10 protein-coding genes and 1 pseudogene are annotated in these 14,163 nt (G+C 37.0%); 8 read left to right on the top strand and 3 right to left on the bottom strand.

All coding sequences use genetic code 11. From position 1 onward, the window contains the following. Positions 1 to 38: 38 nt before the first annotated feature. Genes rpoZ through LCP48_RS05155 form a run of 3 tightly spaced genes read right to left on the bottom strand, consistent with a single transcriptional unit; the run spans position 39 to position 1,807 of the window. Positions 39 to 266, bottom strand: coding sequence for a DNA-directed RNA polymerase subunit omega (rpoZ, locus tag LCP48_RS05165; RefSeq protein ID WP_004227380.1), 228 nt, complete (start codon positions 264 to 266; stop codon positions 39 to 41). A gap of 4 nt (positions 267 to 270) precedes the next feature. Beyond that, on the bottom strand, positions 271 to 888 hold the full coding sequence (gene gmk, locus LCP48_RS05160; RefSeq protein ID WP_004227379.1) for a guanylate kinase: 618 nt from the start codon (positions 886 to 888) through the stop codon (positions 271 to 273). Positions 889 to 931: 43 nt separating this feature from the next. Continuing rightward, on the bottom strand, positions 932 to 1,807 hold the full coding sequence (locus LCP48_RS05155) for a YicC/YloC family endoribonuclease (RefSeq protein WP_004227378.1): 876 nt from the start codon (positions 1,805 to 1,807) through the stop codon (positions 932 to 934). Positions 1,808 to 2,068: 261 nt separating this feature from the next. Between LCP48_RS05155 and LCP48_RS05150 the strand changes: the two genes are divergently transcribed. The 8 genes and pseudogenes from LCP48_RS05150 to LCP48_RS05115 all read left to right on the top strand — a co-directional run bounded on the left by LCP48_RS05150 (position 2,069) and on the right by LCP48_RS05115 (position 14,034). Next, on the top strand, positions 2,069 to 3,766 hold the full coding sequence (locus LCP48_RS05150) for an Rqc2 family fibronectin-binding protein (RefSeq protein ID WP_202342365.1): 1,698 nt from the start codon (positions 2,069 to 2,071) through the stop codon (positions 3,764 to 3,766). Between the two features lie 159 nt (positions 3,767 to 3,925). Continuing rightward, positions 3,926 to 5,488, top strand: a pseudogene (locus LCP48_RS05145) (IS1182 family transposase); the annotation flags it as partial. A 317-nt stretch (positions 5,489 to 5,805) separates the two neighbouring features. Then, positions 5,806 to 7,491, top strand: a complete 1,686-nt coding sequence (locus LCP48_RS05140; protein WP_004227375.1) for a methyl-accepting chemotaxis protein — start codon at positions 5,806 to 5,808, stop codon at positions 7,489 to 7,491. Between the two features lie 908 nt (positions 7,492 to 8,399). Continuing rightward, complete coding sequence (locus tag LCP48_RS05135; protein WP_004227373.1) at positions 8,400 to 10,064, top strand: peptide ABC transporter substrate-binding protein; 1,665 nt, start codon at positions 8,400 to 8,402, stop codon at positions 10,062 to 10,064. 132 nt (positions 10,065 to 10,196) lie between these two features. Further along, on the top strand, positions 10,197 to 11,126 hold the full coding sequence (locus tag LCP48_RS05130; RefSeq protein WP_004227372.1) for an ABC transporter permease: 930 nt from the start codon (positions 10,197 to 10,199) through the stop codon (positions 11,124 to 11,126). Beyond that, positions 11,126 to 12,046, top strand: coding sequence for an ABC transporter permease (locus LCP48_RS05125; RefSeq protein WP_004227369.1), 921 nt, complete (start codon positions 11,126 to 11,128; stop codon positions 12,044 to 12,046). The genes LCP48_RS05130 and LCP48_RS05125 overlap by 1 nt, the downstream gene beginning before the upstream one ends. A gap of 13 nt (positions 12,047 to 12,059) precedes the next feature. Continuing rightward, on the top strand, positions 12,060 to 13,115 hold the full coding sequence (locus tag LCP48_RS05120; RefSeq protein ID WP_009373533.1) for an ABC transporter ATP-binding protein: 1,056 nt from the start codon (positions 12,060 to 12,062) through the stop codon (positions 13,113 to 13,115). Then, positions 13,108 to 14,034 carry an ABC transporter ATP-binding protein gene (locus LCP48_RS05115; protein WP_004227365.1) on the top strand — a complete coding sequence of 309 codons (927 nt, stop codon included), beginning with the start codon at positions 13,108 to 13,110 and terminating at the stop codon, positions 14,032 to 14,034. Before LCP48_RS05120 ends, LCP48_RS05115 begins: the two co-directional genes overlap by 8 nt. Positions 14,035 to 14,163 lie beyond the last annotated feature (129 nt).

The following is a 14,163-nucleotide window of genomic DNA, read 5'->3' as shown; positions in this document are numbered from 1 at the left end:
AGCATGCATGTAAACATAGTAAAGCTCTTTACATGATGTTAGATTTCGTCCTCATACACAGTTGACTCATCCTGTGATACTTTCGTAAGTACACCTGCCGCTACTTCTTCAAGTGCTTTCCCAACATATTTATGGGAAACATACTTGTGTAAGCGTTCTGTGTCTTGCTCTTCTTGCATTTGGCGAGCACGTTTAGAAGCAAGGCTCACTAATGAATATTTTGAATCGATTTCTTTTTTTAAAGCGTCTACTGATGGGTATAGCATTGTTTTATTCTCCTCTCAACATTGACAAATATCTTTTTTCAACACGTTCTCTACGACAATGCTCGGCTTTAATAATCGCATTTATACGATCACAGGCATTCGTCACTTCATCATTTTCCACAACATAATCATACAAGCTCATCATTTCAAGCTCTTCACTTGCAGTAGCGATTCGTTTGGCAATGATATCCTCCGTTTCTGTCCCACGTCCAACTAAACGATCTTTTAATTCCGTTAAACTTGGAGGGGCTAAGAAAATAAATAAGGCATCTGGTGCTTTTTTACGAATTTGTGCTGCACCCTGCACTTCGATTTCTAAAAATACATCACGACCTGCATCAAGTGTTTCATTTACATAAGCTAATGGTGTTCCATAATAGTTACCGACAAATTCAGCGTGCTCTAACAAGCCACCTTGTTCAATTAACACTTCAAATTCATGACGTGTCTTGAAAAAATAGTCTACACCATCTACTTCACCTTCGCGAGGATTTCGTGTTGTCATCGAGATGGAATACTCATAATTCGTATTCGGCTGAGAAAATAATTCTTTTCGCACTGTCCCTTTACCTACACCAGAGGGGCCAGACAGAACAATTAATAATCCACGTTCTTTTATCATTTATTCTCTATATCTCCCTTAATTTATAACAGATACGTGCAAGTTATTCGATGTTTTGCACTTGCTCACGCATCTTTTCTAAAATTGTTTTCGCCTGAACAACAGCAACCGCTGCTTCTGTAGATTGATTTTTTGAACCAATCGTATTAATCTCGCGATGTATTTCCTGCATTAAAAAGTCCAATTTACGCCCAACCGAAATCTTTTCAAGTAATGTTTCCTTCAGTTGATTGAAGTGACTATCTAATCTGTCTAATTCTTCGGAGATGTCTACTCGTTCTGCAAAAATTGCTACTTCCGCTAGTAAACGATCTTCTAGCAATGTGCCATTTGCAACTTCATTAATTCGCTCTATTAATCGTGTACGATATTTTTCAACAGCAAGCGAAGAACACAAACGAATCTGATTGACTTGCTCCATTAACTGTTCTTTATATTGTACAACAACCTCTTGTAATTCTTGCCCTTCACGCTCACGCATTTGAACGAGCTGTTCAATCGCTTGTGAAATCGCTTGTTCAACAGCACTGAGCAAATCCTCTGGTGTAAGCTGGGGTTTTTGCTGTACAAGTGCCTGCTCTAACGATAAAAGCTCTTGCATCGTCCATTTTTCTTCAAGTGGTACTTTACTTGCTAATTGCTCTTTTGCCTTACGATACGCTTCAATTAATGACCAATTAATCTCAATAGATTGCTCTACGTTCTCTAAGTCCTTCACATATACCATCACATCAATTTTGCCGCGTGACAAAGCTTGAGAAATTAGTTTCTTTGCAAATATTTCAGCTTCAAGCCATTCTTTCGGAAATTTTGCATTAATTTCTAAAAAACGATGGTTGACCGAGCGCATTTCCACGGTTAATTGAAAGTCTCTAGTTGTTGTGACACCTCTGCCAAAACCAGTCATACTACGCACCAAGGTTCGTCACACCTTTCTTTGCATACTGGGATTATTATAACATAAGCTTTGTCGATTATGACGACTCTCCAAAAAAATTTGGATAAAGTAAAAGCTAATTCTACCACAATTGAAGCTATATTTTAATATTCACCTAAAAAATGCTATGATAAACATACCAAAAGAGTATTTGCAGAAGCTTAAAAATAGTGAATGCAGATACATTAAGAAAAAAATACGAAAGTACCAAGATGCTTGATATCGTTGGAAAGAGGAATTCATATGGCATTTGATGGCTTATTTACTTATTCAATAACTGCCGACTTACAACAGCTAGTCACTGGTCGGATTACCAAAATACACCAACCTAATGCACAAGAGGTTATTTTACATGTGCGAGCGAACGGAAAGAATCATAAATTACTGTTTTCCATCCACTCTTCTTATGCACGTGTACACCTTACTGAACACGTGATTGAAAATCCAGCAGAGCCGCCAATGTTTTGTATGCTTTTGCGTAAGCATATAGAGGGTGGTTTTATTGCTTCCATAAAACAGCGTGATTTTGATCGCATTATAATAGTAGAAATTGAAAGTAAAAATGAAATTGGAGATCCAATTGTAAGAGAAATACATGCTGAAATTATGGGTAGACATAGTAATCTACTGTTGATTGATCAAGAGCAGGGAAAAATTATTGACAGCCTAAAACATCTACCGCCTTCAGTCAATAGCTTCCGTACTGTACTACCAGGGCAACCGTATATTGCACCACCCTCACAAAACAAATGGAATCCTTTAACAGTGACAGATGAAGAGCTAACAGCATTTTTTGCTGAAGGGAAAACCTCTAAAGAGCTAGTGCAACAATTAGCTGGTTTTTCACCTCTCCACGCGGAAGAATTATTGTATCGAATGAAAAAGACTTCAAATACGCTAGCTTGTTTCAAGGATTTTATGACCTCCTTTGCTAACGGTGGAATGAAGCCAATGTACGTACTCTTCAATCATAAAGTACACTTTTCCCCTATCGAATTAACGCACTTGCACGATGGGGATATAACAATCTATCCTAATGTCCATGAGCTTCTTGATCGTGTATTTTTTGCACGTGCAGAGCGAGATCGTGTAAAACAACAAGCAGGCGATTTAGAGCGCTGGCTACAAAATGAGATTGACAAACTAGCTTTAAAAACAAAAAAGTTAACGAAAGATTATGAACGTGCCTCCAAGCTCGATCAATTCCAACTATATGGTGAGCTATTAATGGCTAATATCTATGCCTTTGAAAAAGGAGTCAAGGAAGTTACTGTCACAAATTACTATAGTGAAACTGGCGAAGAAATAACGATTCCAGTAAGCGAACGTAAAACACCGATTGAAAATGCCCAAAGCTATTATACAAAGTACACAAAGGCAAAAAATGCCTTGGTCATGGTTCAAGAGCAGCTAGAAAAAACGACTGATGAAATTTCTTACTTCGAAATGCTGGCACAGCAAGTTCAGCAGGCTTCTCCTGGAGATATTGAGGAAATTCGTGAAGAGTTAGCAGAGCAAGGTTACTTAAAACTACGTCATGCGAAGAAAAAGAAAAAACAAGCGAAACCTGAACCAGAACGCTATGTTTCTTCTACAGGTGTAATAATCTCTGTTGGAAAAAACAATAAACAAAATGACATGCTGACATTTAAACTAGCAAAGCGGACTGATATTTGGTTACACACAAAAGATATTCCTGGATCTCATGTTGTCATTCATTCAAGTGAACCAGATGAAACGACGTTGCGAGAAGCTGCCACACTAGCCGCCTATTTTTCTAAGGCCAGAGAATCCTCTTCTGTGCCTGTAGATTATACCGAAATAAAACAGGTCAAAAAACCAAATGGTGCCAAACCTGGTTTCGTCATCTATTTTGAACAAAAGACACTGTATATTGACCCTGATGAGACAGTCATTTTACAGTTAAAGAAACAGTCATAAAGGAAGAGGCTGGGACAAAACCCACCTCTAAATTAAAAAGCCTGTGAAATTTTACAATCAGTAAAATTTCACAGGCTTTAAATTTTTTCATAAAAAATAAGGATCACTTCTGATAAAATTAAGTCACCACAACAAAATTATACAGAAAGAAGGATCCTTATGTTTAAAAATTATAACATGAATCAATTAGTTTTGCCTTTAGATTTAGAAGTAACAATACAAAAAAGTGATATCTCCTTCCATGTCCACCATTTAGTTGAAAGTATCCCGTCAGAAGCGTTTGAACCATTTCTTCGAAATGAGGGCTGTCCCGCCTACCATCCACGCATGATGCTTAAAATTATCTTATGTGCTTATACACAATCTGTCTTCTCAGGGCGTAAAATTGAAGCCCTATTAAAAGATAGTCTTCGGATGATGTGGCTAGCTCAAGGGTATGAACCAAGCTATCGCACGATCAACCGTTTCCGTGTTCAACCAGAAATGAAAGAGTTGATCCGCCAATGTTTCGTCCAATTCCGTTGCCAGTTGGTCCAAGAAGAATTAATTGATCAGGAAGCTATTTTTATTGATGGAACAAAGATCGAAGCCAATGCGAACAAATTTACTTTCGTGTGGAAAAAATCCATCGAGAAATATCATAACGGATTAATTGAAAAATCAAACCAGTTATATGATGAGCTACTCGAGAAAGAAATCATACCCGAAATTGAACGCGAAAATGTAGAAGAATTAGCAGTAGAAGAACTCGCCCAGATGGTAGAGAAAGTAGACGAAGTGATTTCTGAGTATGATCAAAAAATAGAGGATTCATCGGATGTAGCTGAGCGAAAAGCTTTAAGAGCCGAACGGAAATTCCCAAAGCACGCTCGCAAACAATTAATCGACTATATTGTACGTAAACTAAAATATCAAAAAGACTTTGAAATCTTTGGCATGCGAAATAGTTATTCCAAGACGGACTCAGATGCCACATTTATGCGAATGAAGGATGACTATATGAACAATGGTCAATTGAAAGCAGGTTATAACATCCAAGTCGCAACAGAAGGTCAATATGTGCTTGCCTACAGTATCTATTCGAATCCAACGGATACACGTACCTTAATCCCGTTTTTAGATGAAATCGAACAACATTATTTTGATTTACCAAAACACATCGTCGCAGATGCTGGATATGGCAGCGAACAAAATTATGATGATATTCTTTTGAATCGTAAACGAGAAGCCTTAATTACGTATAACTTGTATTTAAAAGAACAAAAGAAAAAGTATAAACAAAACGAATTCAATACAGCCTACTGGGATTATGATGAAGAAAATGATCAATACACTTGTCCGAACCAACAACACCTTGTATTTAAATATCGTACCATGAAAACGGATCAATATGAATTTACGCGAGAGTTTAAGGTATACGAATGTGAAGACTGTTCCGGATGCCCATTCCGTTCATTATGTACAAAAGCAAAAGAAGGAAATAATCGTAAGTTACTAGTGAATGAGAAGTGGGAACAGCAAAAAGAATATGTAAGAACAACGCTTTCAGAAGAAAAAACGAGTACCATTTATCGTCAACGCAAAATTGACGTGGAACCAGTTTTTGGATTCTTGAAGGCTAATTTGGGTTTCACTCGATTTTCTGTACGAGGGAAATCGAGGGTAGGAAATGAAATGGGGCTCGCATTACTGGCCGTGAATTTAAGAAAGTTCACAGCCAGTAAGTATGGAGACGGCATAAAAAATAGAGAAATCCTAATTTGAATTCATTCAAATTAGGATTTCTCATTTATTGAAGCTAGTTATGTCCCAGCCTCTTCTTTTTTATAACGCGTACACGTAATCCGTACTATAAAACGATGAAAACAACCTTATCTTGATTGATTTTTACAGACAATCTTCCTTATTATAATAACAATATAAAAGCACATGAATAATCTGCACTGTTTCCTTCAACGAATATTGACTTCTACTACTGAGAAACGCTAAATTAAAGTATAAAAAATTTTATAGAGCATTTAAGGAAAGGGCGTATCTATATGTCTGTAGGTAAAAAATTAAGCTTTGGTTTCTTTGCAATTATTCTCACATTAATCATTTCTTTGTTCATTATGTTTCTGTTATTTTCAAACATTGAAAAAAAGATTGAAAATGCATTAGAAGGACATGTTGCCCTTGTAGAATTAGCAGATGATATTCAATACGAAATGGCTATGCAAGGTCTTTTCATTCGTGCCATCATCATCGAAGACAAACCTGCTAACAAAGAGAGTTTCTCAAAATATGCAAGTATGCTCGACACACATGTGGAAGAAATCATTGAAAAATCAAATTCAGCTGAAATGGAAACATATGCACAGGAATTAAAAGTTCATAATGATACTTTTAACAAGGCAGCAACCGAAGCAATAGCTCTATTTGAAGCTGGTAATCTAGAAGGTGCTTTGCAAAAGGTAAATGGTGAAGTACAACAAACGAATAAAGGTATACAAGATGTATCCGATAAAATTGGAAACTATCAAAAGGAACAACTAGATATTGTGACAAAAGAATCTAAACAGGCTGTATTTAATTCCCAACTTATTTCCATTATCGCAATCATTATTGGTATCGCTCTAGGTATTTTCCTTATTTTCTATATACAACGGACAATCTCACGCCCTTTAAAATCTGTCGTTCTGGCAGCCAGCCATGTAGCTAATGGTGAATTAATTCATCCAGATATCACCCATCAATCAAAAGATGAAATTGGTCAGCTTTCAACAGCTTTTAATGCCATGAAGGGTAATCTGAAAAATTTATTAACGCATATACAGGACAATGCAGAGCATTTAACAGCTTCAGTAGAGGAACTTTCTGCCTCCACTGAAGAAATAACTGCCACTGCTGATGAAATAACAATACGGATTAATGAAACAGCTGATGCTGCAGTGACAGCTACAGTAGCAGCTAACGAAAGCGCACACGCAATGGATGAAACGGCTGTAGGTGTTCAACGAATAGCTGAGGCAACTCAACAACTACATCAGAATGCTATCACAACTTCAGAATTAGCAACAAATGGAAACGAGACGGTAGAAGAAGCTCAGCAACAAATGAATGTTATCCATGAATCAACACAAATGATTAATAATCTTGTTCAAAAATTGAGTAAGCAATCAGATGAGATTAGTCAGATCACAGCTGTCATTACAGCCATTACAGATCAAACAAATTTACTGGCACTCAATGCAGCAATTGAAGCGGCTAGAGCCGGAGAGCATGGTAAAGGATTTGCGGTTGTAGCAGATGAGGTTCGTAAGTTAGCTGAGGAATCCAAACAATCAGCCAACCAAATCGTTGCCTTAACGCTAGATATTCAACAGGATACACATAATGTAGAAAAGGCAGTCTTTGATGGACTTCATTCTGTCACAGAGGGCGTTAAAATCATCGGACATGCTGGACAAGCCTTTGAAGGAATTGTGAAAGCCATTAATACGATGACAGATCAGATTGAAGATATATCAGCTACCTCTGAAGAAATTTCAGCTAGTGCTGAACAGGTTGCAGCGTCAGTTGCAGAAATCGCCCATGGTGCTTCAACGAGCGCGGATAATACAAAAATTGTAGCTTCAGCAACAAGAGAACAATCTATAACAGTACAACAAGTAAACCAAGTTGCCGCAGATTTAAGCGAAAAGTCCTTAGATTTACAGAATCAAATCAATCAATTTAAACTTTAAATAGAAAACAGTGCATTTTATAGATGGGATGCACTGTTTTTTATATTTTTTTCATAGTACACCACTTAAAAAGTGGAAGAATATCCTTCTGAATAGCTATTGATAACGTTTTCATTCGATGAATAAACAGATTTTTAGTAATTATTTGCATGATCAATCCTCTTCAGTAAGACAAATGACATCCTCAAAAAAACAATATGATTAAAACGGTTCTCTTTGGAAGAATATAGGACGAATTGAAGCATTCCTTTTATTTTTTGACTGATGAATAAAACAGTAACCAACTGCATATATGCATGTATATACAACTGGTTCTAAAATTATTTCAAAAAAACTTAATCTCATAAACTAGCTTGTCACTAAATCCAATTTTTTCTTAGTATGGGTACCTTTTTTCATACAAATGCTCATTTTTTTCTTTTCCTTCCCCACAAATGGATAATCTTAGAAAAATACAAAACAAGTTTCTTATATATCATTAATAGATATAAATATTCATGTTTTGCGATAGTAAATTACAAGAAATTACCTGTAAAAGAAACTAATTCACTGAGTTTTACATAGATTTTCTACAAATCTATACAAATTCCTCAAGGTATTACATCCATGACTTTTGATTCATTTTTCAAATATCCATAATATTATCAAAAAAATAGGAATTTTCCGTATAGTAAATCATTTTTTTGTTTTTACTTTATTTTTGATATTCATAATAAGTAAATATCAAATTTTTAATATATATACACTTTCCCTCTTTAGTGTGATAAATCGGAAAAATTTATTATTCTCCTAAATGTCAGATAATACTATATAAATTCGAATCTTTTTTATTTTGTACACAATGATTTTTTTGGTATATTAAATAGGAGCTTCACAAAAGGCTTAAAAATTGTATAAGGGGGATTCACATGAATAAAAACAAAAAGTTTTTATTATTAACAGTTCTTGCAGTATTTTCTTTAGTACTTGCTGCATGTGGCTTCGGTGGAGATTCGTCTGACAAATCAAAAGACGAAGGAAAAGATTCTGGTTCTTCAGAAGAAACAACTTCATCAGGTGGCGAATTAAATGTTGTAGTAGCTTCTGAGCCGCCATCACTTCATCCTGCATTAGCAACAGATACAACTTCTGGTGTTATTCTTACAAATACTTTTGAAGGATTAACAACACTTGATGCAGACGCTCGTCCAGTTGCAGCTGCTGCTGAAAGCTGGGAAGTTAGTGAAGATTTAAAAACATACACGTTCAAATTACGTGATGCTAAATGGTCAAACGGAGATCCAGTAGTAGCTGGTGACTTCGAATACGCTTGGAAATGGGCATTAAACCCAGACAATCTTTCTGAATATGCTTCAATCCTTTACCCAATTAAAGGTGCTGCAGCATATAACAACGGTGAAGGTTCTGCTGATGATGTAGGCGTTAAAGCACAAGACGAAAAAACATTAGTAGTAACTTTAGAAAACCCAACACCTTACTTCTTAGAATTAACAGCATTCAAAACATATGCACCATTAAACCAAAAAGTAGTTGAAGGTAATGATGAGTGGTATGCAGATGCTGGTGAAAACTATGTAACAAACGGTCCTTTCACATTAGCTGAATGGAGACACAATGATACAATCGTATTAAAGAAAAACCCAGAGTACTGGGATGCTGATAAAGTTTCTTTAGAAACTGTTAATATCGGTATGGTTGAGTCTGAAGCAACTGCAGCAACAAGCTTCAAAGCTGGAGAAATTGACTACTTAGGTGCACCATTCCAATCTGTGGCACTTGATTCAATCGATGCATTCAAAGCTGATGGTTCATTAAATATCAATGACCAAGCTTCTGTTTACTGGTACAAGCTTAATACAAAAGATAAAATCACTGGAAACGCTAACATCCGTAAAGCGTTAGCTTTAGCAGTTGATCGTCAAGGTTTAATTGACAACATTACTAAAGGTGAGCAAAAACCTGCATTAGGTATGGTTCCTATCGCCGTTCATGGCTTTGAAGAAGACCGTGGTTACTTCAAAGATAACGATATCGAAGGTGCTAAAGCAGCACTTGAAGCTGGTATGAAAGAACTTGGAATTACAAACCCAGCAGATATCAAAATTAACCTTTCTTACAACACAAGTGAAGCACACGCTGCTATCGCTCAATACGTTCAAGAGGGCTGGACTAAAAACCTTGGTATCACTGTAGGTCTAGATAACTCTGAATGGCAAGTATATTTAGAAAAACTTAACCAATTAGATTACCAAGTTGGCCGTATGGGCTGGGTTGGTGACTACAACGATGCTTATACATTCTTAGAGATGTATGACACTGCTGCAAACGGTAACAACGATACTGGTTGGGAAAGTGCAGAATACAAAAAATTATTAGATCAATCTAACGTTGAAGCAGATCCTGCTAAACGTCTTGAGCTTTTAAAACAAGCTGAAAAAGTTGCTGTGAATGATTTCCCAGTTATTCCAATCTACTACTACACGAACCTATCTGTAGTACAAGATTATGTGAAAAACATGAAGGCAGACATCCTTGGTAACATCTCTCTTAAAGAGGTTAAAGTAGAGAAATAATCAACAATAATTCGCTTATTTAGCTCTACAGCGAAGAGCTGCCTCGTAGCCACTTCGGCGCGAGTCAGCTCTTTTTAAAATACGAAGGCATATATTTGTCTGAAAATTGACAAATAGAAGGAGGAGTTTTATGTGATTAAATATATTTTGAAAAGGCTGATGTATATACTTCTCGCGCTTTTCGTCATCGTAACGGTTACGTTTTTCTTAATGCGTCTCGCTCCTGGTAGTCCTTTCGCGAGTGAACGTAATTTCCCACCTCAAATTGAGGAGAAGTTAAACGAAACGTATGGATTAAATAACCCTTGGTATATTCAATATAAAGATTATTTAATCGATACGGCCACATTCAATTTCGGTGAGTCAATGAAATATAAAGCGCGTTCTACAAATGATATGATTTCTGAAAGTTTCCCTGTTTCATTAACATTAGGGATTGAAGCTATGCTATTAGCAGTTGGATTCGGTGTATTAATTGGCGTAGTTTCCGCGCTATATCATAATAGGTTCCCGGATTATTTGGCAACGTCCTTTGCGGTGCTTGGTATATCAGTACCTTCATTTATCTTAGCAGGTTTAATGCAGTATTTCTTAGCCTTTAAGCTAGGCTGGTTCCCTATTAGTGGGTGGAAGGGCTTTATTTATAGTATTTTACCAGCCCTTGCAATCGCTTTCTCACACATGGGCTTTATCGCAAAATTAACACGTTCAAGTATGCTTGAACAAAACAATAGTGACTATGTAAAAATGGCTCGTGCAAAAGGTATTGGTAAATGGACAATCGTATTCCGTCATACATTACGAAATGCCCTTCTGCCAGTCGTAACATACCTTGGTCCATTAACAGCTGGTGTTGTAACAGGTAGTTTCATTGTTGAGCAAATTTTCGCTATTCCTGGACTTGGGAAGCACTTCGTTCAAAGTATTACAAACCGTGACTATACAGTAATTATGGGTACGACGGTGTTCTATTCCATCATCCTTTTATTTGCGGTATTAATCGTTGATATTCTATACAGTGTGATTGATCCGCGTATTAAACTGAAAGGAGCGAAAAAATAATGACACAGCAACAAATTGAAAAAGATAAGTTTAAAATTGTTGGTGGAAATCATGAAGCAACGGAAAAATTAGCTGATAAATCAGTCTCCTTTTGGAAAGAAGTATTTCTCCGTTTCTCTCATAACAAATTAGCCATCATTGGGATAATCATTTTAATCATTGTTATTTTAATGGCTACATTCGTACCAATGCTTTCTCAATATAAAGCAAGTGATCAGCTAGGTGTTTACAATGCACCACCCTCTGCACAATTTTGGTTTGGAACGGATGACCTTGGTCGTGATATTTTCGTTCGTATATGGGAAGGTGCTCGTATTTCCCTATTTATCGGAATTGCAGCAGCGATTATTGACTTAATTATCGGTGTTTTATGGGGAAGTATTTCAGGCTTAGCAGGCGGTCGCGTTGATAACATCATGATGCGTATTGCTGACGTTTTAACAGCTGTACCTTACCTTTTAGTAGTAATCGTACTTTTAGTTGTTATGCAACCTGGTTTAATTCCTATGATTATTGCCCTGTCCATCACTGGATGGATTAACATGGCACGTATCGTTCGTGGTGAAGTACTATCTATTAAAAATCAAGAGTATGTTCTTGCCGCTCGTACATTAGGTGCTAGTACAGGCCATTTAATTATTAAACACTTAGTTCCGAATGCTCTTGGTGCAATCTTAGTAACGATGACGTTAACAATTCCATCTGCTATTTTCACTGAATCATTCCTAAGCTACCTTGGTCTTGGAGTGCCTGCTCCGACAGCTTCTTGGGGTACAATGGCCTCTGATGGTAATAAAGCTATTGCCAATGCTCCATGGCGCTTGATTTTCCCAGCAGTATTTATCTCACTAACAATCTTTGCGTTTAACGCAGTTGGTGACGGCTTACGTGACGCTCTAGATCCAAAACTACGTAAATAAGGAGGTGGCCGAAATGAGTAAAACAATTCTAGAAGTAAAAGATTTAAGAATTAACTTTAAAACTTATGCAGGACTTGTCCATGCTGTGCGTGGTGTTAACTTTGATTTAAAGGAGGGTGAAACACTCGCTATAGTAGGTGAATCAGGCTCTGGTAAAAGTGTTACGAGTAATGCATTAATGAAACTAATTCCACAGCCACCTGGTATTTATGAGTCAGGACAAATTTTATTTAATGGTCGTGATTTAGTTCCATTAACTGATAAAGAAATGTCTAAAGTACGCGGAAATGAAATTGCAATGATTTTCCAAGACCCTATGACAAGTTTGAACCCAACAATGAAGGTCGGACGTCAAATAACTGAAGTCATTTTGCAACACAAAAAAGTTTCTAAAAATGAAGCGAAAAAACGTGCGATTGAGCTTTTAACACAGGTAGGTATCCCCTTCCCTGAAAAACGCTATAACCAATACCCTCATGAATTTTCAGGTGGTATGCGTCAACGTGTTGTTATTGCCATTGCCCTTGCAGCTGATCCTAAGCTATTAATTGCAGATGAGCCGACAACAGCTCTAGACGTAACCATTCAAGCGCAAATTTTAGAATTAATGAAAGAAATTCAGAAAAACTCGAAAACATCTATCATTTTCATTACACACGATTTAGGTGTAGTGGCGAATATCGCTGACCGTGTAGCAGTAATGTACGCTGGACAAATCGTTGAATATGGTACTGTGAATGATATTTTCTATAATCCAAAGCATCCTTACACATGGGGTTTACTTGGTTCAATGCCAGATTTAGATAATGATACGGATGAGCTATTACGTACGATTCCAGGCTCACCACCAGATCTGACGAATCCACCTAAGGGTGATGCATTTGCAGCTCGTAACGAGTATGCTATGGCGATTGATTATGAACAAGAGCCACCAATGTTCCAAGTAAGTGAAACACATTTTGCAAAGACTTGGTTGTTGCATCCTGATGCACCAAAGATTCCTCTTCCAGATGCGGTTGCTAAACGTATTGAAGGGTATTTAGCAAAGGAGGCACAAGAAAATGACTAAAACTGGTGCGAAAAAAATTCTTGAAATCAAAAATTTACAGCAGCATTTTGGTTCGCCAAGTAATCCTATTAAAGCTGTAGATGGTATCAGCTTCGATGTTTACGAAGGTGAAACACTTGGTCTTGTGGGTGAATCAGGTTGTGGTAAGTCAACAACTGGTCGTTCAATCATTCGATTATATGATATTACAGGTGGCGAGATTGTTTTCGATGGTGAAAATGTCCATGGAAAAAAATCCAAAACTGAGTTGAAGAAATTTAACCGTCAAATGCAAATGATTTTCCAAGATCCTTATGCTTCTTTAAACCCTCGTATGACGGCTGGTGAGATCATTGGTGAAGCCTTTGATATTCATGGCCTTTACAAGGATAAAAAAGAACGTCGTGCAAAAATCCAAGAGTTACTTGAAGCTGTAGGTTTAAACAAAGAGCACGCGAATCGTTACGCACACGAATTCTCTGGTGGTCAACGTCAACGTATTGGGATTGCCCGTGCACTAAGTTTAGATCCTAAGTTTATCATTGCGGATGAGCCGATATCTGCGCTAGACGTATCCATCCAAGCGCAAGTTGTTAACTTACTAAAACAACTACAAAAAGAACGTGGCTTAACATATCTTTTCATTGCCCATGACTTATCTATGGTAAAATACATCAGTGACCGTATTGCTGTAATGTACCGCGGTAAAATCATGGAAATCGGTAAAGCAGATGATATCTACAATCACCCTGTTCATCCGTATACAAAATCTTTATTATCAGCTATCCCACTTCCTGATCCAATGTCAGAGAAGCGCCGTCAACGTATTCAGTACAAGCATACAGAGGTTGACGAAAGTGCAACCTACCATGAAGTAGGTGACCAGCATTATGTTTATGGTACTGCTGATCTAGTAAAAACTTGGGTTGGTAATCGCTAAAAGCTATAACTCCTATCGACAGTATAAAAACTGTGATGGGAGTTTTTTTAATTTATACCCTCATTTAACTGTAGTCTAAACCTGCATAATAAGTAATTCTCTATATAAGGCATCTATACCAGACTTTCA

It is taken from the genome of Lysinibacillus capsici (genome assembly GCF_020217405.1).
Lineage (GTDB): Bacteria > Bacillota > Bacilli > Bacillales_A > Planococcaceae > Lysinibacillus > Lysinibacillus capsici.
The sequence above is the reverse complement of the archived record's forward strand: the minus strand, read 5'-3'. Positions and strand labels throughout refer to the sequence as shown.

What these genes read in the sequence shown, in the direction of transcription:
- LCP48_RS05120 (WP_009373533.1), top strand. Translation starts at nt 12,060, where the DNA reads ATGAGTAAAACAATTCTAGAAGTAAAAGATTTAAGAATTAACTTTAAA.
- LCP48_RS05125 (WP_004227369.1), top strand. Translation starts at nt 11,126, where the DNA reads ATGACACAGCAACAAATTGAAAAAGATAAGTTTAAAATTGTTGGTGGA.
- gmk (WP_004227379.1), bottom strand. Translation starts at nt 888, where the DNA reads ATGATAAAAGAACGTGGATTATTAATTGTTCTGTCTGGCCCCTCTGGT.
- LCP48_RS05135 (WP_004227373.1), top strand. Translation starts at nt 8,400, where the DNA reads ATGAATAAAAACAAAAAGTTTTTATTATTAACAGTTCTTGCAGTATTT.
- LCP48_RS05150 (WP_202342365.1), top strand. Translation starts at nt 2,069, where the DNA reads ATGGCATTTGATGGCTTATTTACTTATTCAATAACTGCCGACTTACAA.
- rpoZ (WP_004227380.1), bottom strand. Translation starts at nt 266, where the DNA reads ATGCTATACCCATCAGTAGACGCTTTAAAAAAAGAAATCGATTCAAAA.
- LCP48_RS05115 (WP_004227365.1), top strand. Translation starts at nt 13,108, where the DNA reads ATGACTAAAACTGGTGCGAAAAAAATTCTTGAAATCAAAAATTTACAG.
- LCP48_RS05140 (WP_004227375.1), top strand. Translation starts at nt 5,806, where the DNA reads ATGTCTGTAGGTAAAAAATTAAGCTTTGGTTTCTTTGCAATTATTCTC.